At 73.8% G+C, this 25,873-nt stretch carries 21 protein-coding genes and 1 pseudogene; 7 read left to right on the forward strand and 15 right to left on the reverse strand.

Annotated elements, in window-relative coordinates; genetic code table 11:
• Nucleotides 1-208: 208 nt before the first annotated feature.
• The 3 genes and pseudogenes from VGP36_25830 to VGP36_25840 form a co-directional block, all read right to left on the reverse strand.
• A complete protein-coding gene (locus VGP36_25830; protein ID HEV7658134.1) occupies nucleotides 209-2,368 on the reverse strand; it encodes an MMPL family transporter in 2,160 nt (719 codons plus the stop codon).
• A 77-nt stretch (nucleotides 2,369-2,445) separates the two neighbouring features.
• A complete protein-coding gene (locus VGP36_25835) occupies nucleotides 2,446-3,903 on the reverse strand; it encodes an aldehyde dehydrogenase (GenBank protein ID HEV7658135.1) in 1,458 nt (485 codons plus the stop codon).
• Between the two features lie 111 nt (nucleotides 3,904-4,014).
• A pseudogene (locus VGP36_25840) lies at nucleotides 4,015-4,536 on the reverse strand (sigma-70 family RNA polymerase sigma factor).
• Nucleotides 4,537-4,648: 112 nt separating this feature from the next.
• Here VGP36_25840 and VGP36_25845 point away from each other — a divergent pair.
• Complete coding sequence (locus VGP36_25845) at nucleotides 4,649-5,698, forward strand: hypothetical protein (protein HEV7658136.1); 1,050 nt, start codon at nucleotides 4,649-4,651, stop codon at nucleotides 5,696-5,698.
• A 40-nt stretch (nucleotides 5,699-5,738) separates the two neighbouring features.
• On the opposite strand, the gene VGP36_25850 is transcribed toward VGP36_25845, so the two are convergent.
• The gene (locus VGP36_25850; GenBank protein HEV7658137.1) at nucleotides 5,739-6,647 is read right to left on the reverse strand and encodes an ABC transporter permease; all 909 of its coding nucleotides are present in this window, start codon (nucleotides 6,645-6,647) and stop codon (nucleotides 5,739-5,741) included.
• 86 nt (nucleotides 6,648-6,733) lie between these two features.
• Here VGP36_25850 and VGP36_25855 point away from each other — a divergent pair, with 86 nt between their 5' ends.
• Nucleotides 6,734-8,371 (forward strand): ABC-F family ATP-binding cassette domain-containing protein, encoded by a 1,638-nt coding sequence (locus VGP36_25855; protein ID HEV7658138.1) that lies wholly within the window; start codon nucleotides 6,734-6,736, stop codon nucleotides 8,369-8,371.
• Here VGP36_25855 and VGP36_25860 read toward each other — a convergent pair whose 3' ends face one another.
• The gene (locus VGP36_25860) at nucleotides 8,372-9,121 is read right to left on the reverse strand and encodes a class I SAM-dependent methyltransferase (GenBank protein ID HEV7658139.1); all 750 of its coding nucleotides are present in this window, start codon (nucleotides 9,119-9,121) and stop codon (nucleotides 8,372-8,374) included.
• 231 nt (nucleotides 9,122-9,352) lie between these two features.
• On the opposite strand from VGP36_25860, the gene VGP36_25865 reads away from it, so the two are divergent.
• Nucleotides 9,353-10,096 carry a 3-hydroxybutyrate dehydrogenase gene (locus VGP36_25865; protein ID HEV7658140.1) on the forward strand — a complete coding sequence of 248 codons (744 nt, stop codon included), beginning with the start codon at nucleotides 9,353-9,355 and terminating at the stop codon, nucleotides 10,094-10,096.
• Nucleotides 10,093-11,157, forward strand: a complete 1,065-nt coding sequence (locus VGP36_25870; GenBank protein HEV7658141.1) for an alpha/beta hydrolase — start codon at nucleotides 10,093-10,095, stop codon at nucleotides 11,155-11,157. Before VGP36_25865 ends, VGP36_25870 begins: the two co-directional genes overlap by 4 nt.
• Here VGP36_25870 and VGP36_25875 read toward each other — a convergent pair.
• The gene (locus tag VGP36_25875) at nucleotides 11,129-12,604 is read right to left on the reverse strand and encodes a hypothetical protein (protein HEV7658142.1); all 1,476 of its coding nucleotides are present in this window, start codon (nucleotides 12,602-12,604) and stop codon (nucleotides 11,129-11,131) included. The two genes, VGP36_25870 and VGP36_25875, sit on opposite strands and share 29 nt — an antisense overlap.
• A 37-nt stretch (nucleotides 12,605-12,641) precedes the next feature.
• On the opposite strand from VGP36_25875, the gene VGP36_25880 reads away from it, so the two are divergent.
• The gene (locus VGP36_25880) at nucleotides 12,642-13,190 is read left to right on the forward strand and encodes a sigma-70 family RNA polymerase sigma factor (protein ID HEV7658143.1); all 549 of its coding nucleotides are present in this window, start codon (nucleotides 12,642-12,644) and stop codon (nucleotides 13,188-13,190) included.
• 52 nt (nucleotides 13,191-13,242) lie between these two features.
• Nucleotides 13,243-13,680 carry a hypothetical protein gene (locus tag VGP36_25885; protein HEV7658144.1) on the forward strand — a complete coding sequence of 146 codons (438 nt, stop codon included), beginning with the start codon at nucleotides 13,243-13,245 and terminating at the stop codon, nucleotides 13,678-13,680.
• 23 nt (nucleotides 13,681-13,703) lie between these two features.
• Here the strand turns inward: VGP36_25885 and VGP36_25890 are convergent, their stop codons facing one another.
• A complete protein-coding gene (locus VGP36_25890; protein ID HEV7658145.1) occupies nucleotides 13,704-14,828 on the reverse strand; it encodes a S8/S53 family peptidase in 1,125 nt (374 codons plus the stop codon).
• A 79-nt stretch (nucleotides 14,829-14,907) separates the two neighbouring features.
• Here VGP36_25890 and VGP36_25895 point away from each other — a divergent pair, with 79 nt between their 5' ends.
• The gene (locus VGP36_25895) at nucleotides 14,908-17,532 is read left to right on the forward strand and encodes a CHAT domain-containing protein (protein ID HEV7658146.1); all 2,625 of its coding nucleotides are present in this window, start codon (nucleotides 14,908-14,910) and stop codon (nucleotides 17,530-17,532) included.
• Between the two features lie 39 nt (nucleotides 17,533-17,571).
• On the opposite strand, the gene VGP36_25900 is transcribed toward VGP36_25895, so the two are convergent.
• The 8 genes from VGP36_25900 to VGP36_25935 all read right to left on the reverse strand — a co-directional run bounded on the left by VGP36_25900 (nucleotide 17,572) and on the right by VGP36_25935 (nucleotide 25,668).
• Nucleotides 17,572-18,954, reverse strand: coding sequence for a hypothetical protein (locus tag VGP36_25900; protein HEV7658147.1), 1,383 nt, complete (start codon nucleotides 18,952-18,954; stop codon nucleotides 17,572-17,574).
• Nucleotides 18,955-19,011: 57 nt separating this feature from the next.
• Nucleotides 19,012-20,193: a sn-glycerol-3-phosphate ABC transporter ATP-binding protein UgpC gene (ugpC, locus tag VGP36_25905; protein HEV7658148.1), complete on the reverse strand. Its 1,182-nt coding sequence runs from the start codon at nucleotides 20,191-20,193 to the stop codon at nucleotides 19,012-19,014.
• Nucleotides 20,194-20,220: 27 nt separating this feature from the next.
• Nucleotides 20,221-21,063, reverse strand: coding sequence for a carbohydrate ABC transporter permease (locus tag VGP36_25910; protein ID HEV7658149.1), 843 nt, complete (start codon nucleotides 21,061-21,063; stop codon nucleotides 20,221-20,223).
• Between the two features lie 3 nt (nucleotides 21,064-21,066).
• Nucleotides 21,067-21,954, reverse strand: a complete 888-nt coding sequence (locus tag VGP36_25915; protein HEV7658150.1) for a sugar ABC transporter permease — start codon at nucleotides 21,952-21,954, stop codon at nucleotides 21,067-21,069.
• Nucleotides 21,955-22,013: 59 nt separating this feature from the next.
• On the reverse strand, nucleotides 22,014-23,195 hold the full coding sequence (locus VGP36_25920; GenBank protein HEV7658151.1) for an ABC transporter substrate-binding protein: 1,182 nt from the start codon (nucleotides 23,193-23,195) through the stop codon (nucleotides 22,014-22,016).
• Between the two features lie 426 nt (nucleotides 23,196-23,621).
• Nucleotides 23,622-24,395 (reverse strand): heavy metal-binding domain-containing protein, encoded by a 774-nt coding sequence (locus VGP36_25925; protein ID HEV7658152.1) that lies wholly within the window; start codon nucleotides 24,393-24,395, stop codon nucleotides 23,622-23,624.
• 35 nt (nucleotides 24,396-24,430) lie between these two features.
• Nucleotides 24,431-25,261, reverse strand: a complete 831-nt coding sequence (locus VGP36_25930) for a heavy metal-binding domain-containing protein (protein ID HEV7658153.1) — start codon at nucleotides 25,259-25,261, stop codon at nucleotides 24,431-24,433.
• Nucleotides 25,258-25,668 (reverse strand): hypothetical protein, encoded by a 411-nt coding sequence (locus VGP36_25935; GenBank protein HEV7658154.1) that lies wholly within the window; start codon nucleotides 25,666-25,668, stop codon nucleotides 25,258-25,260. Before VGP36_25935 ends, VGP36_25930 begins: the two co-directional genes overlap by 4 nt.
• Nucleotides 25,669-25,873: the final 205 nt, after the last annotated feature.

The raw sequence follows: 25,873 nt of genomic DNA on the forward strand, positions 1-25,873 counted from the left end.
GCGGCGGCGGCGGCGGCGGCGGCGGCGGAAGTCGTACCATGCCCTGGAGGCGTTCGAGGGTGTCCGGACGGTCCAGTCCTCCTCGCCCAGCTCCCGCAGGCGTTGCCGGGCCGCGTCGGTCGCGGCCAGCCGGGCGTGCACTTCGTCCCGATCGTCGCCCGCAGCGACCAGACCCGCGTCGCGCCGCGACCGGCCGCGCCGCGCCGCGTCAGACCTGCTGCAGTTCGCGCTCCGGCGCGTCGTCCGGGTCGGACGACGGCCGGTCACCGCCGGCCGGCGCGACCGGCGACGGCTCGACCAGCAGCAGCCGGGCCAGCCAGCCCGGCAGCCACCAGTTCCAGCGGCCGAACAGGCTCACCAGCGCCGGCACGAGCAGGGCCCGGACCAGCGTCGCGTCGATGAGGATCCCGACGCCGAGCGCGGTGCCGAGCACCTTGATGTCGGTGCCGGGTGAGGACGCCAGCGCGGCGAAGGAGAAGAAGAGGATCAGCGCGGCCGAGGTGACCAGCCGGCCGGTCCGCCCGAGCCCGGTGACGACGGCCTTGGCCGTCGAGCCGGTCCCGTCGTACTCCTCCCGCATCCGGGCCAGGATGAACACCTCGTAGTCCATCGAGAGCCCGAACAGGAACGCGAAGATGATCACGGGCAGCCAGAACGTGATCGCGCCGGTCTGGGACACGCCGAAGACCGCGTTCGACCCGTGGCCGTGCTGCCAGAAGAAGGTGACGGCGCCGAACACCGCGGCCAGCGAGACGAGGTTGAGCAGGACCGCCTTCACCGGCAGCAGCACCGAGCGGAACGTCCGCACCAGCAGGACGAACGTGATCACCGCGATGAGCAGCAGCACGTACGGGAAGTTGTCGTACACGGCGCGGAAGTAGTCCTGGATGATCGCGCCGGTCCCGGCCACGCCCGCGGACCCGTTCGTCGCCTGCTCGACGGCGGTCCGGACGTCGTCGGTGACCCCGTTGCTGCCGCTGTCGACGGTCGCCTGCTGCGGCAGCACGTCGACGACCGTGGTGCCGCCCTTGCTGCCGCCGATGGCGGCCGTCCGGACGCCCTCGACCGACCTGGCCGCCGTGACCGCGGCGTCGGCCTGCGCGTCCGGCACCAGCAGCTCGATCGGGGTGAGCACGCCGTCGCCGACGCCGCCGGACCGCAGCGCCTGCAGGGTCTGGTACGCCGGACCGCTGCGGGCCAGCGAGTCCGGGCCGGCCTGGCCGATCTTCAGCCCGAAGACCGGCGCGATGAGGAAGCCCAGCGCGACGATCGCGGCCGCGGCGGCGATCCAGCGGCGCCGGACGATGAGCCGGGCCCAGGCCGACCAGCCGCGGGCGGCGACCGCGTCGTGCCGGATCCGCGGGAAGTCGACCTTCGGGCCGATCTTGGACAGCAGCGCGGGCAGCAGCGTCAGCACGACGGCGACGCTGACCAGCGGGATGAGCATGCCGCCGAGGCCCATGCTGCGCAGGAACGGGACCGGCACGACCAGCAGCGCCAGCAGGCTGATCGCCACGGTCACGCCGGAGGCGAGCACGGCGTGCCCGGCTGTCTGCACGGCGACGACGACGGCCTCGTCGTTGCTGCGGCCGTGTGCGCGTTCCTCCCGCCAGCGCGAGACGAGCAGCAGCGAGTAGTCGATCGCGACGCCGAGGCCGACCAGGGCGATGAGGAACTGGACGACGAAGCTCACGTCGGTGAGGTAGGTCAGCCCGAGCACGAGCAGGAACGTCGTGAGGATCGAGACGGCCGCGATCACCAGCGGCACCAACGCCAGGAACGAGGCGAACACGAAGACCAGCACGGCGAGCGCGCCGAGCGCCCCGAACAACGTCTCCACCAGGACGGACGGCCCGTCCGTCGACCCGCCGGCGGCCAGCAGGTTGTACGACGTCAGTCCGGTCTCCAGCCCCGCCGCCTGCGCGGCCTGGGCCAGGACCGGCTTGAGGTCCGCGTCCAGGCCGGGTCCGAAGCCCTGCGGCTCCGGTCCCTGGATGAGCGCGAACGTGCTGCGGCCGTCGTCGGTGACGAAGCGCTGGTCGCCGGTGCTGGCGAGGTCGACGACCCGCGCCTGCGGCAGCTTCGTCCGGACGGTCTGGAACACGCTGGCGATGTCCGCCGCGTGCTGCTGCACCGTCGAACCGGCCGGGACCGTGAGCACCGGGATGAGCGTGTCGGCCGTACTCGTGCCGAACGTGCCGATCAGCTGCTGCTCGGTCTCGTAGCCGGGCTGGCCCGGCAGCGAGAAGTCGAACGTCAGCCGCCCGGCGGCCGGGCCCGCGGCGATCCCGCCGCCGACGAGCAGGACGAGCCAGCCGAGCGCGACGAGCAGCCGGTGACGCAGCACGAACCGGGCGAGGGCTTCCATGCGCGGCACGGTAGCGGCGCCCGGTGACATTCCCGCGCGATTATCAGCAAGCCGCCAGTAGTTGCACGATGCAAGCCTCAGCCGAGGGTGAAGGGGTCGCGGGTGCCGCCGGTGAGCTCGACCCAGACCGCCTTCTCCTGCAGGTACTCGTCGACCGCGTGCAGCCCGTTCTCCCGCCCGAGCCCGGAGCTGCCGAACCCGCCGAACGGCACGTTCGGCGCCACCACCCGGTACGCGTTGATCCAGACCGTGCCGGCCCGGATCTTCGCCGCGACCCGGTGGGCCCGGTGCACGTCTTTCGTCCACACCGCCCCCGCCAGCCCGTACGGAGTGTCGTTGGCGAGCGTGACCGCCTCCTCCTCGGAGGTGAACGGCACCGCGGCCAGCACCGGCCCGAAGACCTCTTCGCGGTAGACGGTCGAGGCCGGCGTCACCCCGGTCAGCACGGTCGGCTGCACGAACAGCCCGTCCTCGGCCGCCCCGCCGTACGCGACGGTGGCACCCTCGGCCCGCGCCGTCGAAAGGTAGCCGAGCACCTTCTCGTACTGCGGGCGGTTGGCGACCGGGCCCATCTCGGTCTCGGCCGCGTTCGGGTCGCCGAGCCGGATCCGGGACGCCCGCTCGGCGATCAGCCGGACCAGCTCGTCGTGCACGTCCGCGTGCACGATCAGCCGGGACCCCGCCATGCAGGTCTGGCCGGTGGCGGCGAAGACGCCGGCGACCACGCCGTTGGCGGCCGCGGCCAGGTCGGCGTCGGGGAAGACCACCTGCGGCGACTTGCCGCCGAGCTCCAGCGTGACCTTGGTGATGTTCTCGGCCGCGGCCCGGGCGACCGCCCGCCCGGTCGCGGTCGAGCCGGTGAACGCGACCTTGTCCACGCCGGGGTGCGCGGCCAGCGCCGCCCCGGTCTCCCGGGACAGCCCGGTGACGACGTTCACCACGCCGTCCGGAAAGCCGGCCTCGGTCACGAGCGATGCGAAGCCGAGGGTGGACACCGGCGAGTGCTCGGACGGCTTGATCACGACCGTGCAGCCGGCGGCCAGCGCGGGGGCGAGCTTCCAGCTCATCAGCAGCAGCGGCGAGTTCCACGGGGTGATCGCGGCGACCACGCCGACCGGTTCGCGCCGGGTGTAGACGAGGTAGTCCGGGTTGGGCGAGGGGATCTGCCGGCCCTCGAGCTTGTCGGCCAGCCCGCCGAACCAGCGGTACCAGCCGCCGAGCCCGCGCAGCTGCCCGATCATCTCCCGGTAGAGCTTGCCGGAGTCGTTGACCTCCAGCCGGGCCAGCCGCTCCGCGTTGTCGTCGATGAGCCCGGCCAGCCGGTGCAGGAGCGCGGCCCGGCCGAAGCCGGTCATCGCCCCCCACTCGCCGTCCAGCGCGGCGCGGGCCGCGGCGACGGCCGCGTCCACGTCCTCCGGGCCGCCGTCGGGCACCGACGCCCAGGCCTCGCCCGTGTACGGGTTCTCCGACTCGAACGTCCGGCCCGACAGTGCGTCGACCGGCTTGCCGCCGACGAGCATCCGAAAACGCTCCATGCGGCCGACGCTACGCCCGCTGCGACGGGCACCGGGTCTCAGTACGAGAGCTCCAGCCCGGCCACGGTGGCCTCGTCCGAGAGCATCTCGACCTCGGCGATGACGTCGCCGATCCACGATCCGGCGCTGCCGCCCGGGGTCGGCGTCCGGCGGCTCGGGGCCGCGGACCCGGCGGCGGGCCCGGCTGGCCAGCTGCCGCGCTCCGGCGGGTCCGCCGCACGATCGGCGCGATCTCGTCGAACGGCACCGCGAACAGGTCGTGCAGCACGAACGCCAGCCGCTCGGCCGGGCTCAGCGTGTCCAGCACGACGAGCAGCGCCGGACCGACCGAGTCGGCCAGCACCGCCTCGTGCTCGGGATCGGCGCCCTCGTCGGGCAGGTCCGGCAGCTCGACCGCCGCCTCCCGCCGCGACGCCCGGCGGCGCAGCATGTCCAGCGACACCCGGGCCACTGTCGTGGTCAGCCAGCCGCCGAGGTTGGCGACCTCGCCGGTGTCGGAGCGGCTCAGCCGCAGCCAGGCCTCCTGGACCGCGTCGTCGGCCTCGGCACCGGACCCAGCATCCGGTACGCCACCGAGCGCAGGTGCGCCCGGTGCGTCTCGAACCGCTCGGCCAGCCAGGTCTCGTCGTCCACGTCCGCATCCTTCCGTTTCCCCGTCGACGTCCGCGCCTCCCGTTGACGTCCGCGCCGCCTCCGATGTGACCGAGGGTTGACGAGGCCGGGCCGCGGGCCCGACGGTGGGCCGATGACCGACGGTGCGCTGCTCGAGGCCCTGGACCGGTTCCGCCGGACCGGCCCGGAGTTCAACGGCTTCCTGGCCAACCACGGCCCGATGGCGGCCGAGGCGCTGGTCCGGATCGGGGCCGCGGCCGAGATCGAGGGCTGGGTCGCCGGCTACCTGCCCAAGCTCGACTCCGCGCCGGAGGTGGTGCGCGGGCTCGGCGACGCGGACTGGTTCGAGCACCTCGGCGACGAGCGGCTGTTCGGCGACTGGACGGCGTACCTGCGGCGGGAGGCGGCGGAGACGGGCTGGCACGAGCTGCTGCAGCGCTGGTGGCCGCGGCTGCTGCCGGGCCTGGCCGCGAGCGCGACGCACGGGGTGATCCGGACCGCGCACGCGGTCCGGTCGCTGCGGACGGCCGGGGACGACCCCGACCCGCTGCTGGTCGACGAGCTCGCGCAGGGGCTGGCCTTCTGGGCCGCCCGCTACCAGCCCCTGCCGGGCCGGCCGGGATTGGCCGGCCGGCTGCCGGCGGTGCCGGCGATCGCGGGGCTGCCCCGGCTCGACCCGGACGTGCCGGACGAGGGCCCGGCCGTGATGGGCCGGCTGAAGGCCGTCCGGCACCTGACCCGGTTCCCGGACCGGCTCGACGACTGGGGGCCGCCGGCCGACCCGGACGCAGCGCTGGACGAGCTGATCGGCGCCGCGGCCCGGGTGCTGGCCGCCCGCGAGGACGCGCCGATCGCCTTCTGCCACGCGGTCACCGCGCCCGCCGCCGTACGGCTGGTGCTGCCGGAGCTGCCGCCGGCGGTCCGGACCGCGAGCGTCGCCGCGGCCTGGCAGTCGGTCGGCGCCATCGTGGCCGGGTTCGCCTCGCCGCGGCTGGCGGCCGAGAGCGAGCCTTTCGAGGCCGACGCCGAGGAAGTGCCGCCGGCGGCCGAGCTGATCGGCCGGGCCGTCGAGCACGGCGACGAGCACGTGATCAAGCTGACCGAGGCGGCGCTGCGGGAGCACGCCCGCAGCGGCGACGCGGCCCTGCTCGTCGCCGCCGACCGCTTCCGCGGCCGGGTCTGACCAGCAGCCGGGTCCGGCCGGCGGCCGGGTCCGATCGGCGTCAGCGGTTGCGGGTGGCGGACGGGTCGAACGCGTCCTGGATGCCGTCGCCGACCAGGCTGACCGCCAGCACGATCAGCAGCAGCGTCAGCCCCGGGAAGTAGAACAGCCAGGGCCGGCTGGCGGCCGCGGCCGCGCCCTCCGCGACCAGCCGGCCGAGGGAGATGTCCGAGCCCTGCACGCCGTAGCCGAGGAAGCTCAGCGCGGCCTCGGCGCCGATCGCGCCGGTCGCCCCGAGGGTGGCCCAGACGATGATCTGGCCGAGCGAGTTGGGGATCAGGTGCCGGATCACGATCCGCCGGTCGGAGGCGCCGAGCGCCTGCGCGGCCTCGACGTACTCGCGCTCGCGCAGGGACAGGAAGCTGGCCCGCACGATCCGGGCCAGCGCCATCCAGCTGAACAACGCGATGAGCACGGCGACGCCGATCGGCGACCGGGCGCTCGGGTACGCCGCCGCGACCACGATCACCACGGCCAGGAACGGCAGCGTCAGCGTGATGTCGACCGCGCGCATGAGCACGTCGTCGACGAGCCCGCCGAAGTAGCCGGAGACCGCGCCGACCAGGATCCCGAGCAGGCAGGCGACGACGACGAACACCGCGGCCATGAGCATCGACCACTGGATCCCGCGCAGCGTCAGCAGCAGCACGTCCCGGCCGATCGTGTCGGTGCCGAACAGGTGCCCGTCGGTGCCGGGCGGGGCCGAGAGCGTCGTGCTCTGCGCGTCGAACCGGTAGGAGAAGAAGTGCGGGCCGGCGAACGCGGCGAGCAGCATGAGCAGGAACGTGACCAGGCCACCCATCGCCAGCCCGTTGCGGCGGAACCGCCGGACCGCGAGCTGCAGCTGGCTGCGGGAGCGGACGGTGAACTCGCGCTCGATCTCGGCCGGCGCGGCCAGGGTGGTCGTCATGGTGCACGGTGGCACAGGACTGGTATGGGGGAGCCCGGCCTTTATCGATCGGTGACCGAGCCGGTACCGCGTAGCATCCTGACCCGATGAGCGCGACGGTGACGGCCCGGCAGCTGACGGCGGGGCACGGCAACCTCGAGCTGTTCTCCGGCCTCGACCTGATCGTGGCCCCGGGCGACGTGATCGGCCTGGTCGGGCCGAACGGGGCCGGCAAGTCGACGCTGCTGCGGATCCTGGCCGGGCTGGACCAGCCCGAGCAGGGCACGGTCTCGCTGAGCCCGCCGACCGCGACCGTCGGCTACCTGCCTCAGGAGCCGGACCGTACGGGCGAGAGCGTGCGGGACTTCCTGGCCCGGCGGACCGGGGTGGCCGCGGCCCAGCAGGCCCTGGACGCCGCCGGGACGGCGCTGGAGACCGGCGAGCGCGGCGCCGACGACGCGTACGCGGCCGCGCTCGAGCGCTGGCTCGGCCTCGGCGCGGCCGACCTGGACGAGCGGGCCGAGCAGGTCGCCGCCGACCTCGGGCTGGGCGTCGAGCTGGACCGGCCGACCTCGGGCCTGTCCGGCGGGCAGGCGGCCCGGGCCGGGCTGGCCTCGCTGCTGCTGTCCCGCTACGACGTGGTGCTGCTGGACGAGCCGACCAACGACCTCGACCTGGCCGGACTGGCCACGCTGGAGGAGTTCGTGCTGGGCCTGCGGGCCGGGACGGTCCTGGTCAGCCACGACCGCCGGTTCCTGGACCGTACGGTCGACCGGGTCCTGGAGCTGGACCTGCCCCAGCACCAGGTCCGTCGGTACGGCGGCGGGTACGCCGGCTACCTGGCCGAGCGCGAGCTGCTGCGCCGGCACGCCCGCGCCGACTTCGAGGAGTACGCCGAGACGAAGGCCGGCCTGGAGGCGCGGTCGCGGACCCAGCGGGCCTGGGCCGACAAGGGCGTACGGGCCTCCCGCCGCAAGATGGCCTCCGAGCCGGACAAGAACATCCGGGCGCACCAGGTCGCGACCAGCGAGAAGCAGGCGGCCAAGGCCAAGCAGACCGATCGGATGATCGAGCGGCTCGACGTCGTCGAGGAGCCGCGCAAGGAGTGGGAGCTGCAGATGCAGGTGGCGGCGGCGCCGCGGTCCGGCGCGATCGTGGCCTCGCTGCGCGGGGTGGTCGTCCGGCGGGGGTCGTTCACGCTCGGGCCGGTCGACCTGCAGATCGACTGGGCCGACCGGGTCGCGATCACCGGCGCGAACGGCTCGGGCAAGTCGACGCTGCTGGCCGCGATGCTCGGCCGGGTCACCCTGGACGAGGGCGTGGCCGATCTCGGGCCGGGCGTGGTGGTGGGCGAGATCGACCAGGCCCGCGGGCTGTTCCTGGGCGGCGAGGCGCTGCTGGACGCGTTCTCGACGGCAGCCGGGCTGCTGCCGGCCGAGGCCCGGACGCTGCTGGCGAAGTTCGGGCTGCGGGCCGAGCACGTGCTGCGGCCGGCGGCCACGCTGTCCCCGGGCGAGCGGACCCGGGCCGCGCTGGCGCTGCTGCAGGCGGCCGGGGTCAACCTGCTGGTGCTGGACGAGCCGACCAACCACCTCGACCTGCCCGCGATCGAGCAGCTGGAGTCGGCCCTCGACTCGTACCAGGGGACGCTGCTGCTGGTCACCCACGACCGGAACATGCTCGAGGTCGTGCGGACCACCCGGCACCTGGAGGTCGACGCCGGCAAGGTCACCGACGCCGGCTAGCTACGGGCGCCAGCGGACGCAGTGGGCGGACTGGCGCAGCCGGACCGTCGGGGTGCCCTGTCGCTCGGCCTCGGCCGTGACCACCGCGACCATCGAGTCGATCAGCGCGTCCCGCTCGGCCGGGGGCAGCACCACGAACGCCGAGTGGGTCAGCAGCCGGCCCCGCAGCCGGGGCCCGTCGATCTCCCGCAGCCAGGGGAAGTTCGCCTCCTCCAGCTCCGCCGCCGGCAGCCCCGGCACCGTCATCGGCTCGGCGGCCGGGTCGGCGACGAAGTCGTGGCCGCCGGTGTCGGGGTCGAGGCGGGCCAGGTCGTACTCCCAGAGGTCGCGCGGGTCCGGCCCGTTCCAGGCCAGGCCGAGCACGCCGCCGGGACGCAGCACCCGCCGTACCTCGGCCACCGCCCGTTCGTGGTCGAACCAGTGCCAGGCCTGCCCGGCCAGCACCGCGTCCACGCTCGCGTCCGGCAGCGGCAGCGCCTCGGCGCCGGCCAGGTACGGCACCGCGCCCGGGTGCTCGCGGCGCAACACCGCCAGCATCGCCGGATCGGGCTCGATCGCCGCGACCTGGAGGCCCAGCGCCACCAGCGGCCCGGTCAGCTTCCCGGTGCCGGCCCCGACGTCGGCGACCTGGGTCGCACCCGGCGGGACCAGCCAGGCGACCGCCGCGGGCGGGTAGCTCGGCCGGTACCGGTCGTAGTCCTCCGCGGTCGCCCCGAACACCCGGGCCCGCCGCGGATCCAGTTCCCGCACGCCGTCCACCCTAGGGTGCGGCCGTGGCGTCCGCGGGGGGCCGGGCGGATCGCGCCGGTGGGCACCCTGCACGACCCGGACGAGGTGACGGTCCGGTTCCTGGCCGGGCCGAAGGACCGGGAGGCGGCCGCGGCCTGCTCGCGACCGCCGTCGACGACGCGCTCACCGTCGCCCGGGGAGGGCTGGAGGGCTGATCCTCCTACGATGGGCGCGAGCCGGAGGGAGGGCCCGATGAGCGATCTGCACGGGCGGGTGGCGCTGGTCACCGGGGCCGCGTCGGGAATCGGGCGGGCCTGCGCCGAGCGGCTGGCGGCCGACGGCGCCACCGTCCTGCTGCTGGACCGGGACGAGCAGGTGGTGGACCAGGCGAAGGCGCTCGGCGGCGACGGGCTGGCCATCGACCTCACCGACACCGAGGCGGTCCAGCGGCTGCAGCTCACTGCCGACATCGTCGTGAACTGCGCCGGGATCCAGCACGTCGCGCCGATCGAGGACTTCCCGCCGGAGCAGTTCCACCGGATCCTCACGCTGATGGTCGAGGCCCCGTTCCTCATCCTGCGCTCGGTCCTGCCCGGCATGTACGCCAACGGCTGGGGCCGGGTCGTGCACATCTCCTCGGTGCACGGGATCCGCGCGTCGCCGTACAAGAGCGCGTACGTGGCGGCCAAGCACGCGACCGAGGGCCTGTCCAAGACCGTCGCGCTGGAGGGCGGCCCGCGCGGCGTCACCTCCAACACGGTCTGCCCCGCGTACGTGCGGACGCCGCTGGTGGAGGGGCAGATCGCGGACCAGGCCCGGATCAACGGGATCAGCGAGGACGAGGTCGTCGAGAAGATCATGCTGACCGAGCCGGCGATCAAGCGGCTGATCGAGCCGGCCGAGGTCGGGGCGGCCGTCTCCTATCTCTGCTCCGAGGACGCCTCGTTCGTCAACGGCAGCTCGCTGGTGCTCGACGGCGGCTGGAGCGCCCGGTGACGACGCTGATGGCAGGCGTCGAAGCCCGGCGGGTGCCGACGGCGCGGCTGACCCAGAACATCCTCTCGGCCCGGGACGAGGGCGAGCCGGTCCTGTTCGTACACGGCAACGTGTCCTCCGCGCTGTTCTGGCAGCCGACGATGCTGGCGCTGCCGGCGGGGTTCCGGCCACTGGCGGTGGACCTGCGCGGGTTCGGCGACACCGACCCGGAGCCGGTCGACGCGACCCGGGGCGTCCGGGACTGGGCCGAGGACCTGGCCGCGCTGCTCGACGCGCTGGAGCTGGACCGGGTGCACCTGGTCGGCTGGAGCCTCGGCGGTGGCGTGGTCATGCAGTTCCTGCTCGACGCGCCGGAGCGGGTCGCCTCGCTCACGCTGGTCGCGCCGGTCTCGCCGTACGGGTTCGGCGGCACCGCCGGGCTCGACGGCCGGCTGGTCGACCCGGCCGGCGCCGGGACCGGCGGCGGCACCGCGAACGCCGAGTTCGTCGAGCACCTGCGGGCCGGCGACCGCGGTGAGGACTCCCCGCTCTCCCCTCGCAACGTCCTGCTGGCGCACTACGTGGCCCCGCCGTGCGTGCCCGAGCCGCTGGACGCGTTCGTGGAGTCGATGCTCTCGACCCGCCTCGGCGACGACTTCTACCCCGGTACGTCGTCCACAGTGGACACCTGGCCCGGCGTCGGTCCGGGCGACCGCGGCGTCCTCAACACGCTCGCCCCGACCCACCTCCGGCTCGACGGTCTGTCCACTGTGGACCCCAAGCCGCCGGTGCTGTGGATCCGCGGCACCGGCGACGTCATCGTCTCCGACACCTCCCTGTACGACCTGGCCCACCTGGGCGCGCTCGGGGTGGTGCCGGGCTGGCCCGGCCCGGAGGCGTACCCGGCCCAGCCGATGGTGGGTCAGACCCGGGCCGTGCTGGCCGCGTACGCGGCGGCGGGCGGGGAGTATCGCGAGGTGGCGTTGGAGGACTCCGGGCACGGGCCGCACCTGGACCAGCCCGCGGCGTTCCGCGGCGCCCTGCTGACCCACCTCACTCGTCCAGCACCCGCGGCGGGATGATCTCGACGGCCGTCGGCGACCCCGGCGCGCCGCCGGCCCGGGCCGTGTACTCCGGCACGCCGACGCAGGTGAACAGCAGCGGGTCGAGCTGCTCCCCCAGCAGCGCCGGCACCTCCTCGTCCAGGAACGTCATGCCGCAGGCACTCGCGCCGAGCGCGTACGCGACCAGGTGCAGCCGGCCCTCGACCAGACCGGCGGCCAGCTGCGCCTCCCGGTACTCGCGGTCGTCCAGGCCGGGCACGTCGGTCGCCGCCATCACCACGAACGCGGCGTCCCGGGCGGTCCCGCTCTCCAGCGACACCCGGTAGAGCTCGTCCCGCCCCAGCCCCGGGCGGACCGGGGCGGTGAGGTCGGGCCAGCGGTAGACCCCGGGCGCGAGGCCGTCGACCCCGGTCGCCGCGACGAAGTGCGGCACGGTGATCCCGCGCAGGGCGGCCGCCATCGCCGTCCGCAGCAGGTCGCCGGACAGGGTGCGGTTGCGAGCCATCCGGTGCTGGGACGTCCGGGCCAGCACGACGTCCTCGACCGGCGCGCTCCTGGTCAGCGGGACGGCCACCGGGGCGCCGCGGTCCCAGGGGCGGCCGAGCCGGTCGAGGTCGCCCGCGCGCTGGGCCGCCGTCGCGAGCGGGAACTCCCGGGGCGCGGTGTCGACCTCGCCCGCGGCGGCCGGCCCGGTGGGCTCCAGCGCCGGGTCGCCATTGCCGAGCGCGACGACCGCCACCGGCCACTCGTGCACGCCGTCGGCGCCGGTGAGCGCGGTCACCGCGGCGTCCGGGAAACGGGTGTGCAGCGCCGCCGGCAGTCCGGCCGAGTCGGCCGCGGCCAGCAGCTGGGACAGCATCGTGCCGGCGTCCCAGTAGGTGTGCCGGAAGCCGCGCTCGCCGTAGCGCCAGCCGGTCCGCCAGGGCACGCCGGTCACGACCACCGCCGGCACGCCCCCGCGCGGCGGCGGCCCGACCCGGAGCAGGGCATGCTCGGCCGGGTCGTACCAGTGCACCCCGGCCGGGACCGCGCCGCCGCCGCCCGCGGGGACGGCGACGTAGAGCTCCAGGGGGAAGCGGCCGCCGGCCGAGCCGGCCGCCCGGAACAGCCAGGTCACGCCCGGCCGCACGACGGTACGGACCACCCCGGCGGACAGGTGCAGCAGCCGGGACAGCCCGGCCAGGTCCCATGCCGCCGGTGCGACGCCGGCCGCACCGGCCAGCACGGCGACGGCCGGCGCGGTCGTCGGCCGCAGCGAGCGCGGCAACGGCACCCGCGGCAGATCGGCCGGGTACCGCTTGTGGAACCACGGGAGCCGGGCGACGTCGTTGAGCACCAGGCCGGCCAGGACGCGCGGATCGTCCACCGGCGGGGGCCAGCCGGACATGTCCTCCAGCCGCACCTGCTGGTAGTAGTCCGTGCCGTACGAGCTCAGCCGGTGTATCGCTTGTGTCGCGCTCTCCATACCCCGATCCTGCCCTGGATCGTGACAAGATCGGGCCGTGTCGGACGTGCCGATCGAGCAGCTGGTCGCCGCGGCCGGGGCCGGTGACCAGGACGCCTGGCGGGAGCTCGTCCGGCGGTACGCGCGCTCGGTCTGGGCCGTGACCCGGACGATGCGCCTCTCGCCGCAGGACGCCGAGGACGTCAGCCAGGCCAGCTGGCTGCTGCTGGCGGTCAACCTGACCACCCTCAAGGAACCGGCCGCGGTCGGCGGCTGGCTGGCCACCACCGCCCGCCGGGAGAGCATCCGGCTGCTGCACCGGCGCGGCCGCGACCTCCCGGCCGACCCGCTCGCCCCGGTCGCGGACACCGCCGACCCGGCCGCCGAGCAGGGCGAGGACGCGGTGCTGCGGGCCGAGCAGCAGCGGCTGGTCCGGGCCGCCTTCGCCGAGCTGTCCGAGCATTGCCGGGCGCTGCTCTCGCTGCTCATGCGTGACCCGGCCGCGTCGTACACGGAGGTCAGCGCGACGCTCGGCATCCCCCGCGGCAGCATCGGCCCGACCCGCGGCCGCTGCCTGGCCCAGCTCCGCAAAGTAATCGAGCGGTAGCCGTATCCGTGGAACCTCCTCGGCTCTCCTGGGGGAACGAAGGAGAAAATCAATGGACGACGACGAGATACTGACGTTCTTGCGGTCGGCGCTGACCGACGAGGACGAGCAGCCACCCGAGCGGGTGGTCGAGGCGGCGGTGGCCGCCGGCGACTGGGTCCGGCTGGACGGCGAGCTGGCCGTGCTGGTGGCCGACTCGGCCGACGAACCGGCCCTGGCCGGGATCCGCGGCGGGACCACCGCCCGGGAGCTGAGCTGGGCGCTGGGCGAGCTGGCCGTGGACTGCGAGCTGCAGGCGGGCGAGCTGCGCGGTCAGGTCCGCCCGGCCGCCGGGGTGACGCTGTCCGTGCTCACCCCGCGGGGGCCGGCGGCGGACGTGCCGGTGGACCCGGACGGCCGGTTCCTGCTCCGGCCGCCCGGGCCCACCTTCGCGCTGCGCTGCACCCGCCCCGGCCACCCGCCCGCCCACACCCCCTGGGTCCTCACCTAGCGACCCAGGGGGCGGTACGGCGGTCAGGTCACGAGGATCGTCGGCCGGGCCGGCAGCGCCGGCAGCGGCCCGCCGTAGAGGTACTCCTGCGCCGCGCGGACCAGGGCGGTGCCGGGCGGCGGCGGGTTCAGCGCGGTGAACTGGCCCATGAAGTCGGCCAGCCGGGCGGCCACGAAGGGGGCCGCGAACGAGGTGCCGCTCCAGGTCGCGTAGCCGTTGAACGCGGCGGCGACGCCGGCCAGCATGCCCTTGCCGACGACGCCGAGCACGGCCTCGCCCGGGGCCCACACGTCGGCCGAGATCTGGTCGGTGAATGCGGTCTTGTTGTTGTTGGCGTCCAGCGCGCCGACGCCGATCACCTCGGGCATGTTCGCCGGCCAGGCCGGCAGCGTCGTGGCGCCGGTGCCGATCGTGGTCAGGTTGCCGGCCGCGGCGACCCAGAGGACGCGCGGGTGGTTGCGGACGACGGTCGCCAGTGCCAGCGGCGCGACGTCGGAGAACGTGCCGCAGGACAGGTTGACGATCGAGACGTCCGGGTTCACCTTGAGGAACGCGTCGATCGCGGTCGCGAGCGTGAAGTCGTCGACCCCGCCGGTGGACCCGAAGACCTTGACCGCCTTGACCTTGGCCGTGCTCGACGCGGCCGAGACCCGGCTGGCCACGAACGATCCGTGCCGCACCAAGGTCGGCTCCGCGCCGGGACCGGGGTTCCCGTCCGGCACCGTGCCCGCGGCCTTGAGGTGCGCGCGGGGGTCGTAGGTGACGTAGTCCTCCAGCACGCCGCTGTCGTAGACCGCGATCGTCGCCACCCGGCCGGCCCGGGCCCGGCCGTAGTCGAGCGCGGCGATCGCCACCGGTCTCGGGCCCGACTCGCCACCGGGGCTGACCCACGGCTGGAGCTGGAAGTTCGGGGTGACCCGCTCGCCGGTCGGGTCGTTGAGCGCGCGCCGCAGCCGGGCGAGGGCGGCGGCGAAGACCGCGCCGGCGGCCAGCGGCAGGCGCACGACGCTGATCGCACTCGGGGCCGGGTCCGTCCCCGGGAGCAGGTCGTTCACCAGGCCGGTCGCCCGCAGCGTGCCCAGGTCCACGGAGTGGACGAGGAACTCCCGGGCGTTCGCCAGTGGCGGGTTCAGGACCGCATTCGGCATCGATGGGTAGGCGAGGGTCTCCTCGGGGAGCATGGGCGACCTCCTGGTCGTTGCTGCATGGTTTTACTACTCTCGGGAGGTGTCGGCCGGGCTGTCGGATACACCGGACGGCTCGCTCGCCCGAGCCGCGTTCGACCTCGCCCAGGCCGACCCGGCCCGGGCCGTCGAGCTCGCCGGTCCCGCCATCCGCGACGCCCGCCGCCGGGCCGACCCACTGGACCTCTCGGTCGCGCAGCAGGCGCTCGGCCTGGCCCTGCGCTCGCTGGAACAGCCGCGGGAGTCCACGGTCGCGCTGCGCCGCGCGGTCCGGACGGCCGAGGACGCCGGGCTGACCCACCAGGCCGGCCAGTCCCGGATGAGCCTCGCGGTGTCGCTGCTCTACCTCGGCCGGCACGGGCAGTCGCTGCGCCAGCTCGACCTGGCCGCGGCCGAGCTGACCGGGATCGAGCTGGCCCAGCTGGACGTCCAGCGCGGGATCGTGCTCTGGCTGCTGGGCCGGCCGGCGGCCGCGGCCGAGCGGGTGCCGGCCGCGCTGAGCCGGCTGCGGGCGGCCGGCGAGTCCCGCTGGGAGGCCCGCGGGCTCAACGTGCTCGGCCTGACCGGCGTCGAGCTCGGCCGGTACGGCGAGGCCGACGACGCCTTCCGGCGGGCCGAGCAGCAGTTCGCCGCGCTCGGGCAGCTCGCCGACGCGGCCGGCAACCGGCACAACCGGGGCTGGTGCGCGGGCCTGCTCGGTGACATCCCGGCCGCGCTGCGGCACCTCGAGGAGGCCGAGCGCCAGTTCGCCGCGCTGCACCTGCCGCTGGTCGAGCTGCGGCTGGACCGGGCCCGGCTGCTGCTGGACGCGGGGCTGGCCCGGGAGGCGCTGGTCACGGCCGACCGGCTGGCGGCCGAGCTGTCCGCCCGGGGCGAGCGCAGCGCGTACGCGGACGCGCTGCTGGTGGCGGCCGAGGCCGCGCTGGCCGCGGGCGACCACGTCCGGGCCGCGACGCTGGCCCGGCAGGCGGCCGGCCTCTACGACCGGCAGCACCGGACCGGCAAGCTCGCGCTGGCCACCCACCTCGCCGTCCGGGCCCGGTGGGCGGCCGGCGAGCGCGGCCGCCGGCTGCTGCGGGCCGCCTCCGCGGTCGCGGACGACCTGCGGGCGGAGGGGTTGCTGGCCCCGGCCGGGCAGGCGCTGCTGCTGGCCGGCCGGCTCGCGCGCGAGCTCGGCGACGGTCCCGAGGCCCGGGACCTGCTCGGCCGGGTCGCCCGCGGCCGCCACCGCGGACCGGCGTCCGGGCGCTCCCAGGCCTGGTACGCCGAGGCGATGCTGCGGCTGGACCGCGGCGACCGGCGCGGGGCGTTCGCCGCGCTCGGCGCCGGCTTCCGGGTCCTGGACGCGTACGGGGCCGGGCTGGGCGCGCTGGAGCTGCGCGCCCACGTCTCCTCGTACGCGGCCGACCTGGTGGCGGCGGGCCGGACCCTCGCGGTCGGGACGGGCCGGGCCGAGCAGGTGCTGCGCTGGTCCGAGCTCGGCCGCGGGCTGGCGCTGCGGCTGCCGCGGGTCCGGCCGCCGGACGACCCGGAGCTGGCCACCGCGCTGGCCGGGCTGCGCCGGCTCGCGGCCCAGCCCGACAGCGCGGCCCGGCGGCGGCAGGAGGAGGAGCTGCGGGACCGGGTCCGGCGGCGGGCGCTGCGGGTGGAGGGCCGGTCCGGGGAGCGGCCCTGGTCGCTGCCCGACGCGGCCGGGCTGGAGCGCGCGCTGGGCGGCGCCGCCCTGGTCAGCCTGGTCGTGGTCGGCGGCACCGTGCACGCGGTGGTGGTGGCCGGCCGCCGCCGGGTGCTGCGCGCGGTCGGGCCGGCGGCGCCGGTCGACTGGGAGGCCGGTTTCCTCGGCATGTGGACCCGGCGGGCACTGCAGCCGGGATCCGCGACCCGCGGCGCGACCGCGCTGGCCGAGGCGCTGCGCTCGGCCGAGCGGCTGGACGGGCTGCTGTTCGGCCCGCTGGCCGACCTGATCGGCGACCGCGACCTGGTCGTGGTCCCGCCGGCGCCGCTGGCCGTGCTGCCCTGGTCGCTGCTGCCGGTGGCGGCCGACCGGACCGTGAGCCTCGCGCCCTCGCTCGCCTCCTGGTACGCGGCGACCGTACGGCCGGCCCGCCCCGGACCCACCGTGCTGGTCGCCGGTCCCGACCTGGAGCATGCCGAGGCCGAGGTCCGGGCGCTGGCCGCGGGCGCGCCGAACGCGATCGTGCTCACCGGCGTCGACGCCGGCAGCGCCGCGGTGCTGGCCGCGATGGACGGGGCCGGGATCGCGCATCTGGCCGCGCACGGCGACGTCCGCGCCGACAGCCCGCTGTTCTCCGCGCTGCGGCTGGCCGACGGGCCGCTGATGGCCTACGACCTGGGCCGGCTGGACCGCCCGCCCGAGCTGGTCGTCCTGTCCGCCTGCGACAGCGCGGCCGCCGGCGGCCCGGGCGAGGAGCTGCTCGGGCTGCCGGTCGCGATGCTGCACAGCGGCGTCCGGACCGTGATCGCGAGCGTGGCCAAGGTGCCGGACGCGGTCGCGCCCGAGGTGATGACCCGGCTGCACGCGGCGATGGCGGACGGGGCTCCGCCGCAGCACGCGCTGGCCCGGACCGTCCGGGAGCTGCGGGACGCGCCGCCGCTGCTGCGGGCCGCGGCCGCCGCCTTCGTCGCCGTCGGCGGCACCCCGGCCTGACGCCGCTTCCCACGGCGCCGGGCCCGGCCCCCGGGCCGGTCAGGGGCAGAACTGGTCGGTGCGTCCGTTGCGCTGCCAGTTCCAGACCGCGTCCAGCCCGGGCCCGGCCGCGAGCACGCCGACCAGCAGCCGCAGCTGGTCCGCCGGCAGCGGCAGCTCCCTCACGCCGGCCGGGTGCCGGTAGCGCCGGCCCGGGCGGCCCCCGCACGCTGACGGCACCTCGACCGAGAACACCGTGAGCAGGTCGGTCGCGGTCCGGACGCCGACCCGGCGCAGCTCGGCCCGGCCGGTCTCCTCGCCCCCGTCGGACTTGTCCGCGCCCAGGTGCAGCAGCAGGAACGCCTGGTCGATCCAGTCGATCAGCCGGCCCGGCGGGACCCGGGTGTGCAGGATGACGTCGACGAGGTTCATGGTCGTGAGGTTCTGCATGTTCTCCACGCCCTCCTCGATCAGCCGGGCCTCGTACCAGAGGTTGAGGCCGTCGAGGTGGTCCAGCGGGTACGCGGAGGCGACCGGCGGCACGACCTGCTGCAGCACCCGGGCCGTCACCCGCTGCAGCACCTGCAGGCCGACCAGCGGGAAGAAGCCGACGACGAAGGCGACCGCGAACTCCGCCGACCCGGCCTGCGGCGCCACCGCGTGCAGCACCTGGTGCAGGACGGCGACCAGCAGCAACACCAGGATGATCCGGAACACCGCCGACGCGTACGCGCTGGGCCGCAGGTCGGACTGGAAGTACCGGCGCACCAGCATCCCGGACACGAACGCGTACGCCCCCAGGAACGCGTACTTCAGCACGTCCCAGACGCCGTCCGGGGCGGTCAGGAACGTGGTGTCCCAGAGCACCGCGGACCAGCCCACGCCGAGGATCGCGGTGCTCAGGAACACCGGGAACAGCGACTCGGAGCTGACCACGTAGTCGTCGCTCTGCTGGGCCTCGGACGGCTGCCGGCCGTAGTACGCCTCGAACTTCTGCTCGTAGATGGTGGTCCCGGCCCCGTGCGGGCCGACCTCCCAGCGGGCGTGGAAGTCCGAGCCCGGCGGCGGCTCGGGCAGGTGCCAGGGGCGGTCGCAGCCGAGCCGGTGCAGGGTCAGCACGTACTCGTTCCAGAGCGCCCGGGCCCGGGTGCCGAGGAAGCGCACGTAGAGCCAGCCGGGCAGGAACGCCAGGCACCACAGGGCGAACAGCTTCAGCGCGCCGCCGGCCCAGGTCTGCGGGTCCGGCCAGCGCTGCTGGGCCAGGAACCCCGCGGTGCAGACGGTCGCGCCCGCGGCCAGCGCGATGAGCACGTTCATCCAGGCCCCGACGGCCTTGCGGCGCAGCCAGGACCGGGCCTTGGCGCCGCGCAGCGGGGCCAGGGCGAGCGCGGGACCCCGGTGCTCCAGCACCGGGTCCCGGTAGTCGATCGTGCGCGTGCTCATTCCGGCCTCCCCCGCCGTCCTGTCACATCGGACGGCGGGAGGGGCCGGTTTGATACGTCAGGCGCTCACCGGTTCGTCGGCGGTGAGCTTGGCCCCGGTCTCCGCATCGAAGACGTGCATCTTGGAGGTGTCGTACCAGAGGGTGGCCTCGTGGTCGGCGGCGACCTTGGCGGCCGCGTCCAGCCGGGCGGTGATCTGGGTCTCCATGGAGGTCATGTCCTGGCCGGTGTCCTTGGCCAGCGCCTCGAGGTCCTTGGACTTCGCGGCCTCGCCCTGCACCCCGAAGTACGCGTAGACGTCCGAGCCCATCGACTCGACCAGGTCGATGCGGGTGGTGAAGGTGCCGCCGGGCTTGTCCCCGACCAGCCGGGCGTCCTCGAAGTGCTCGGGCCGGATGCCGAGGATGATGTTGCGCCCGGAGGCCGAGCCGTGCACCTCCTGCTTCACGTCCTCGGGCATGGTGGCCCGGCCGAGCGCGCTGACGACCTCGTCGCCCTCGATCGTGGCGGTCAGGAAGTTCATCGACGGGCTGCCGATGAAGCCGGCCACGAACAGGTTCGCCGGGTTCTCGTAGAGGTGCTGGGGCGAGCCGACCTGCTGGATGAGCCCGGCCCGCATGACCACGACCCGGTCGCCGAGCGTCATGGCCTCGGTCTGGTCGTGGGTCACGTAGAGCGTCGTGGTGCCCAGGGTCTTCTGGATCCGCGACACCTGCGTGCGCATCTGCACGCGGAGCTTGGCGTCCAAGTTGGACAGTGGCTCGTCCATGAGGAACGCCTTGGGGCTACGGACGATCGCCCGCCCCATCGCGACCCGCTGGCGCTGGCCACCGGAGAGGTTGGAGGGCTTGCGGTCCAGGTGCTGGGTCAGCTCCAGCATCTCGGCCGCCTCCATGACCTTCTGCTGGATCGTGGCCTTGTCCACCTTGGCCAGCTGCAGCGGGAAGCCCATGTTCTCGCCGACGGTCATGTGCGGATACAACGCGTACGACTGGAAGACCATTGCGATGTCGCGGTCCTTGGGCGCCTTGTTGTTGGCGACCTGCCCGTCGATGATCAGGTCGCCCTGGGTGATGTCCTCCAGGCCGGCCACCATGTTCAGGGTCGTGGACTTCCCGCACCCCGACGGGCCGACGAGGATGATGAACTCCCCGTCCGCGATGGTCAGGTTGAAGTCGTCGACGGCGAGCGCGCCGTCGGGGTACCGCTTGACGATGTGGTCCAGGACGATCTCGGCCACTGGAGCTCCCCTCGGGTTAAGGAAAAGTCAGCCCTTGACCGCGCCGGACGTGAGCCCGGCGACGATGCGGCGCTGGAACAGCAGGACGACGAGCAGCACCGGGATCGTGATGACCACGGCCGCCGCGGCGATCGGCCCGGTGGGCTTCTCGAACGTGGTGGCACCGGTGAAGTACGACATGGCCGCCGGCACGGTGCGGGCGGCGTTGGTGGAGGTCAGTGAGATCGCGAACAGGAAGTCGTTCCAGCAGGCGATGAAGACCAGGATCGCGGTGGTGAAGATGCCCGGCATGGCCAGCGGCGTGATGACCCGGCGGAACGCCTGGTAGGGCGTGGCGCCGTCCATCTTCGCGGCCTTCTCCAGCTCCCAGGGGATCTCCCGGAAGAACGCGGAGAGCACGTAGATCGACAGCGGCAGCGCGAAGGTGATGTACGGGATGATCAGCCCGGGCCAGGTGTTGAACAGGTGCAGCGTGGTCTCGATCTTGAACAGCGGCGTCACCAGGGCGATCTGCGGGAACATCGAGATCAGCAGGGAGACGCCGATCATCAGCCGCTTGCCCGGGAACTCCAGCCGGGCGATCGCGTACGCCGCCATGGTGCCGAAGATCAGCGCGATGACCGTGGCGATGACGCAGATGCCGATCGAGTTGATCAGCGCGCGGATGAAGTCGTTGTTCTTGAAGATCGCGGTGTAGTTGTCCCAGGACAGGGCCCGCGGCCAGAAGCTGCCGTCGTTCAGCGTGCCCGACGACTTGATCGACAGCGAGATGATCCACAGGACCGGGATGAACGCGTACAGCAGGACGACGAGGTCCGCGGTGCCCCATGCCGCCTTGCGGCCCGGAGTCGCCGCTGTCATGTTCGCCATGGATCAGCGCCCCCCATCCTGACGGGCACCAGGTGCCGCGGCTCCGAACAGTTTGATGAAGATGTAGGCGATGATCGCGATCGTGATGAAGATCAGGACCGCCATCGTCGACCCGATGCCGAGGTTGAGACCGCGGATCAGGTTGTCGTAGGCGACGATCGACACGGATCCTGTCTGATTCGACCCGCCGGTCAGGATGAAGATGTTGTCGAAGATCCGGAACGCGTCGAGCGTGCGGAACAGCAACGCCACCAGGATCGCCGGCTTCATCAGCGGCAGCGTGATCCGCCAGAACCGCTGCCAGAGCGAGGCTCCGTCCATCGAGGCCGCCTTGAGCAGGTCTTCCGGCACCAGGGCCAGGCCGGCCATCAGCAGCAGTGCCATGAACGGCACGGTCTTCCAGATCTCGGCCAGGGTGATGATCGAGATCGAGGACCACTTGCCGGTCAGCGGGGCGTTCCCGCCGGCCAGGTAGCCGAGGTCCTGGGTCCAGGCGAACCGCCAGGAGAACGCGGCCACCACGGTCACGATCGCGTACGGCACCAGGGCCGAGGTCCGGACCAGGCCGCGCCCGATGATCGTGCGGTGCATGACGATCGCCAGCAGCATGCCGAGCACCAGCTCGAACGTGGCGCTGACGACGGTGATGAGCGAGGTGACGCCCACCGCGCGCCACCAGATCGAGCTGGACAGCACGGTCACGTAGTTGCTGAACCAGATGAACTTGTTCGCGTTCGGCGTCCGCAGGTCGGCCCGGTTCAGCGACAGCCAGAGCGCGTACAGGATCGGGTACGCGGTGACCGCCAGCATGATGATCGCCGCCGGCGCGCAGAGCATCAGACCGAGCTTGCGCTCCGCCTTCTGGCCCTCGCTGTGCCGTTGGCGCGCAATCGCTACGCCTTCGTCCTCGTAGTCGTCCCGCTCGAGCTCAGCGGCGACCGGAGTAGTCGTCACGGCAGGATCCCCTTCCCTGCGAGGGCATCAGAGATCGACGAGCGCAGCTTGTCGGCGGTCTGCTGCGGGTCGATCGAGGAGGGTGGCGACAGGGTGGTCGACACGATCGTCGAGATGTTCTGGTAGAGCGGGGTCTTCGGCCGCGGCACCGCGACGTTCAGCTCGTCGATGAGCGTCTGGTACATCGGGTACGCCTTCTTGAACGCGTCGCTGTCGAAGACCGTCTTCAGCGCCGGCACGTCGCCGTTGTCGAGCGCGGCGGACAGCGCGTTGGTGTCGTTGCGCATGCACATCGCGGCCTCGAAGGCCTCGGTCGGGTGCTTGCTGTACGTGCTGATCGCGTAGTTCATCCCGCCGAGCGTGACCTTCGGGGTCTCGCCGGGGACGACCGCCGGGTACGGCGCGTAGCCCAGGTCGTCGAGGATCTTCTTGCTCTCCGGGTCCGTCGCCGCCGCGGTCGTCATCGCCGACAGCACGTACGGCCAGTTGAGGATGAACGCGGCCTGGCCCAGCTGCATCTGGGCGAAGACCTCGGGCTCCTGCGAGTTCGACAGCGACTTGCTCTCCACACCGGAGGTCGCGAACTTCTTCAGCAGCGTCAGCGCCTGCACGGTCTTGGCGTCGATCGTCGGCTGGGTGCCGTCGGCGTTGACGAGGTTGCCGCCGAAGGAGTTGAGCAGCGTGTTGAAGCCGACCACGTAGCCCTCGTACTGCGCGCCGGTGAAGCCGATCTCGTACGGCTTGCCGGCCGCCTTGAGCGCCTGGGCCTGGGAGATCATCTCGTCCCAGGTCTTCGGCGGGTTCGGCACCAGGGACTTCCGGTACCACATCAGCTGGACGTTGGTGGTCCGCGGGATCCCGTAGAGCTTGCTGTCCCACTCGGCCGTCTGCAGCGGCGGCCCGAGCGCGTTGGCCGACGCCTGCGTCTTCTGGTCGCCGGTCAGCTCCCGGATCCAGCCGGCCTGGGCGAACTCGGCCGTCCAGGTCACGTCCATCCCGAGGATGTCCATGCTGGAATCGTGCGCGGCCAGGCGGCGGACGAACTGCTCGCGCTGCCCGTCCGCGTCGCTCGGCAGCAGGTTGCCGACGATCTTGTACTTGCCACCGGCCGCTGCGTTGCAGTTGGCCAGGATCTTGTCGAAACCGACGCCGCTGGCCCCGCCGTACAGGTTGATCACGGGGGTGCCACCGCCGCTGGAACACGCTGCCACTGCCGGCACTACGGCGAGCGCGGCGAGCAATGCCCGGGCGGTTCGGCTGGTCTTGAAGATCCGCATGTGCACCGGAGCCTCCTCACGGCCCGTCCGGCCCGGTCGCACCAAATTAATGCGGAGATGCCGAACGCTTGCAACGTATGAGCCATCCGGACGTAACGCAAGACGAAGTTTGATCGGACTTGATCTTCAGCCGGACGCGACAAGCGTCGCTTCTCTGTTTCTTCGCAGGTCAGAGGCGTGCGACCGGAACCGGCCGCGGAGGTCACGACTCGGTCGCGCCCCTCCCCGCGCCCGGGCGGGGTCGCACCCGGCACCCGCCTTTTCAGGCCGCCGTGAAGCCCACCCACGACGGCGTTTGCGCGTCCGCTGACGCGGGCCCGGGGAGGCTCAGCGGTCGAGGCCGAGGACCAGTTGGGGGGCGGGGACGACGTGGTCCGGGCGGATGGGCCGGACCGCGGTGCCGACGGCGAAGAACTCGGTGGTGTGGCCGCCCCAGGTGTGGTTGTGCTGGGACAGCTGGACACCGACGATGCCCTCGGCGGACAGCGCCTCCGCCTCCCGCTGCATGCGCTCCATGGCCAGCTCGCGGGCGTCGTACAGGGCCTGGGTGAACTGGGGCAGCTCGGTGTTCTGGCCGACGTTGGACAGCACGTTGCCGAGCGAGCGGTGCGCGATGTGGTAGACGCAGGTGCCCATGACCATGCCCAGCGGCATGTAGCCGGTCTGCAGCAGGGTCCAGAAGTCCTGCCCGGACAGGTCCGAGGTGAAGGGCTGGTTGCGGTTGTTGCGCCAGTTGCCGCCGGACTCGGACTTCACCGCGGTGCCGACCGCGAGGAACTCGGCGATGTCCGAACCCCACTCCTTGAGCTCGACCGCGAGCCGGACCGCGACGATCCCGTCCGCGCCCAGGACGTCGGCCTCGGCCTCCATCCGGGTCATGGCCAGCTCTCGGGCGTGATACATCGCCTGGGACAGCGTGTCCATCTCCTGGTTCTTGCTCCACCGGCCGACCTGCAGCCCGACGTGGTAGATCGAGGTGCCCAGCACCAGCCCGAGCGGGCGGAAGCCGGCCTGCCGGACGAGCATGAACTCGTTGACCGTGAGGTCGGAGGTGAAGATGCTGCCGGGCCGGCCCGGCTGCAGCTCGGCCAGCCGCGTCATCGCGTCCTGCGGCAGCCCGGCGGCGGCGGGATCGGTCACGGGTTCCTCCCGGAGAGTCGGAGCACGGGCAGTGGGGCGACCGGGGCGTTGCCGCCGCGGTGCCGGAACGGGACGATCGCGGTGCCGATGACCATCGCCTCGGCGAGGTGGTCACGGCCCTCGGAGTTGCCGACGTTGCAGGACCGCTCGCCGACCTCCAGCGAGAAGTCGTGGAGGACGGCGGTGGCGCCCTCACCGTAGCGGGCGCAGTCGTGGGCCAGGTGCGACCGCGCGGCGGCCCGGGCCTGGGTGACGAGCTCGGTGTAGCCGGTCACCTCCTGGTTGGTCCAGCTCGAGTTCTGGTAGCGGGTCTGCCAGTCGTCGTGCCGGACCATCACGGCCAGGCCGAGCACCAGCCCGGCCGGGACCCAGCCCGCGGTGATCAGGTTCGCGAACTCCTGCCCCGACAGGTCCGAGGTGAACGGGAGCTTCGGGCGGACCGGCCCGTCGGCCCGCACGGCGGTGCCGATGGCCCGGAACTCCAGCCCGGCGCCCTCGAACGGGGCCACCGTCAGGCGGACCGCGACCACGCCGTCGCCGTGCACCCGCATCGCCTCCTCCCGCATCCGCTGCATCGCGGTGTTGCGGGCCTGCAGGAGCGAGTCGCGCAGGCCGGTCGCCTCGACCGTGCGGGCCCCCATCCCGTACATCGGGCCGGCGATGCCGCCGCCGTAGCCCCCGTAGCCGTACCGGGCGCCGCAGTTCCAGGTGCCGGTGTAGCCGATCGAGTAGACGCAGCTGCCGAGCACCTGCCCGACCGGGCTGAAGCCGACGCTGCGGATCGCGTGGTGCTCGGCGACCGTCAGGTTGCTGGTGAACGCGCTCATGGCGACCCGGGCAGCGTGAACCGGGCGAGCGCCGCGGCCGCGGCCGCGTTGCGTTCCGCGTACGTCCCCAGGGCGGCGGCGAGGCGGCGGGACCACTCGTCCACGCCGACGGTCTCGGTCCGCAGCGCGATCCCGCCGGAGGTGTGCCGGACGGTCGCCAGCGCGGGCTTGCCGACCGCCTCCCGGCGCAGCGTGAAGCCCTGGTCGGCCAGCCGTACGGTCACCGCGACGACCGGCGCCTCCGCCCCGCGCAGCTTCCCGAACAGGCTGCTCCTGCGCTCGACCTCGACCATCTCCGGCGGCAGGGCCTCGGACAGGGTGGTGAGCAGAAATCCCGCGTACAGCGAGAGGTCTCCGCTGTGCCGGCGCAGCTCGGTGGCCAGCACCTCGAGATCCCACTGGGTCACCGGGCCACGCTATCCCGCCTTCCTGACCGCCCGCCGCCGGGGCGGTCCCAGGCGTGCACCGCTGTCCGCCGGCGGGGCCCCGGCCGCAGGCGTGCGCCGCCCACCGGCCGCCGGCGGCCCCGGCCTCAGGCGTGCCCCACCCCCCGGCCGCCGGCGGCCCCGGCCGCAGGCGTGCCCCGCCCCCCGGCCGCCGGCGGCCCCGGCC

The sequence above is a fragment of the Mycobacteriales bacterium genome (genome assembly GCA_035995165.1).
Lineage (GTDB): Bacteria > Actinomycetota > Actinomycetes > Mycobacteriales > CADCTP01 > CADCTP01.

What these genes read in the sequence shown, in the direction of transcription:
- VGP36_25830 (HEV7658134.1), bottom strand. Translation starts at nt 2,368, where the DNA reads ATGGAAGCCCTCGCCCGGTTCGTGCTGCGTCACCGGCTGCTCGTCGCG.
- VGP36_25835 (HEV7658135.1), bottom strand. Translation starts at nt 3,903, where the DNA reads ATGGAGCGTTTTCGGATGCTCGTCGGCGGCAAGCCGGTCGACGCACTG.
- VGP36_25845 (HEV7658136.1), top strand. Translation starts at nt 4,649, where the DNA reads ATGACCGACGGTGCGCTGCTCGAGGCCCTGGACCGGTTCCGCCGGACC.
- VGP36_25850 (HEV7658137.1), bottom strand. Translation starts at nt 6,647, where the DNA reads ATGACGACCACCCTGGCCGCGCCGGCCGAGATCGAGCGCGAGTTCACC.
- VGP36_25855 (HEV7658138.1), top strand. Translation starts at nt 6,734, where the DNA reads ATGAGCGCGACGGTGACGGCCCGGCAGCTGACGGCGGGGCACGGCAAC.
- VGP36_25865 (HEV7658140.1), top strand. Translation starts at nt 9,353, where the DNA reads ATGAGCGATCTGCACGGGCGGGTGGCGCTGGTCACCGGGGCCGCGTCG.
- VGP36_25875 (HEV7658142.1), bottom strand. Translation starts at nt 12,604, where the DNA reads ATGGAGAGCGCGACACAAGCGATACACCGGCTGAGCTCGTACGGCACG.
- VGP36_25885 (HEV7658144.1), top strand. Translation starts at nt 13,243, where the DNA reads ATGGACGACGACGAGATACTGACGTTCTTGCGGTCGGCGCTGACCGAC.
- VGP36_25890 (HEV7658145.1), bottom strand. Translation starts at nt 14,828, where the DNA reads ATGCCGAATGCGGTCCTGAACCCGCCACTGGCGAACGCCCGGGAGTTC.
- VGP36_25900 (HEV7658147.1), bottom strand. Translation starts at nt 18,954, where the DNA reads ATGAGCACGCGCACGATCGACTACCGGGACCCGGTGCTGGAGCACCGG.
- VGP36_25910 (HEV7658149.1), bottom strand. Translation starts at nt 21,063, where the DNA reads ATGGCGAACATGACAGCGGCGACTCCGGGCCGCAAGGCGGCATGGGGC.
- VGP36_25925 (HEV7658152.1), bottom strand. Translation starts at nt 24,395, where the DNA reads ATGACGCGGCTGGCCGAGCTGCAGCCGGGCCGGCCCGGCAGCATCTTC.
- VGP36_25930 (HEV7658153.1), bottom strand. Translation starts at nt 25,261, where the DNA reads ATGAGCGCGTTCACCAGCAACCTGACGGTCGCCGAGCACCACGCGATC.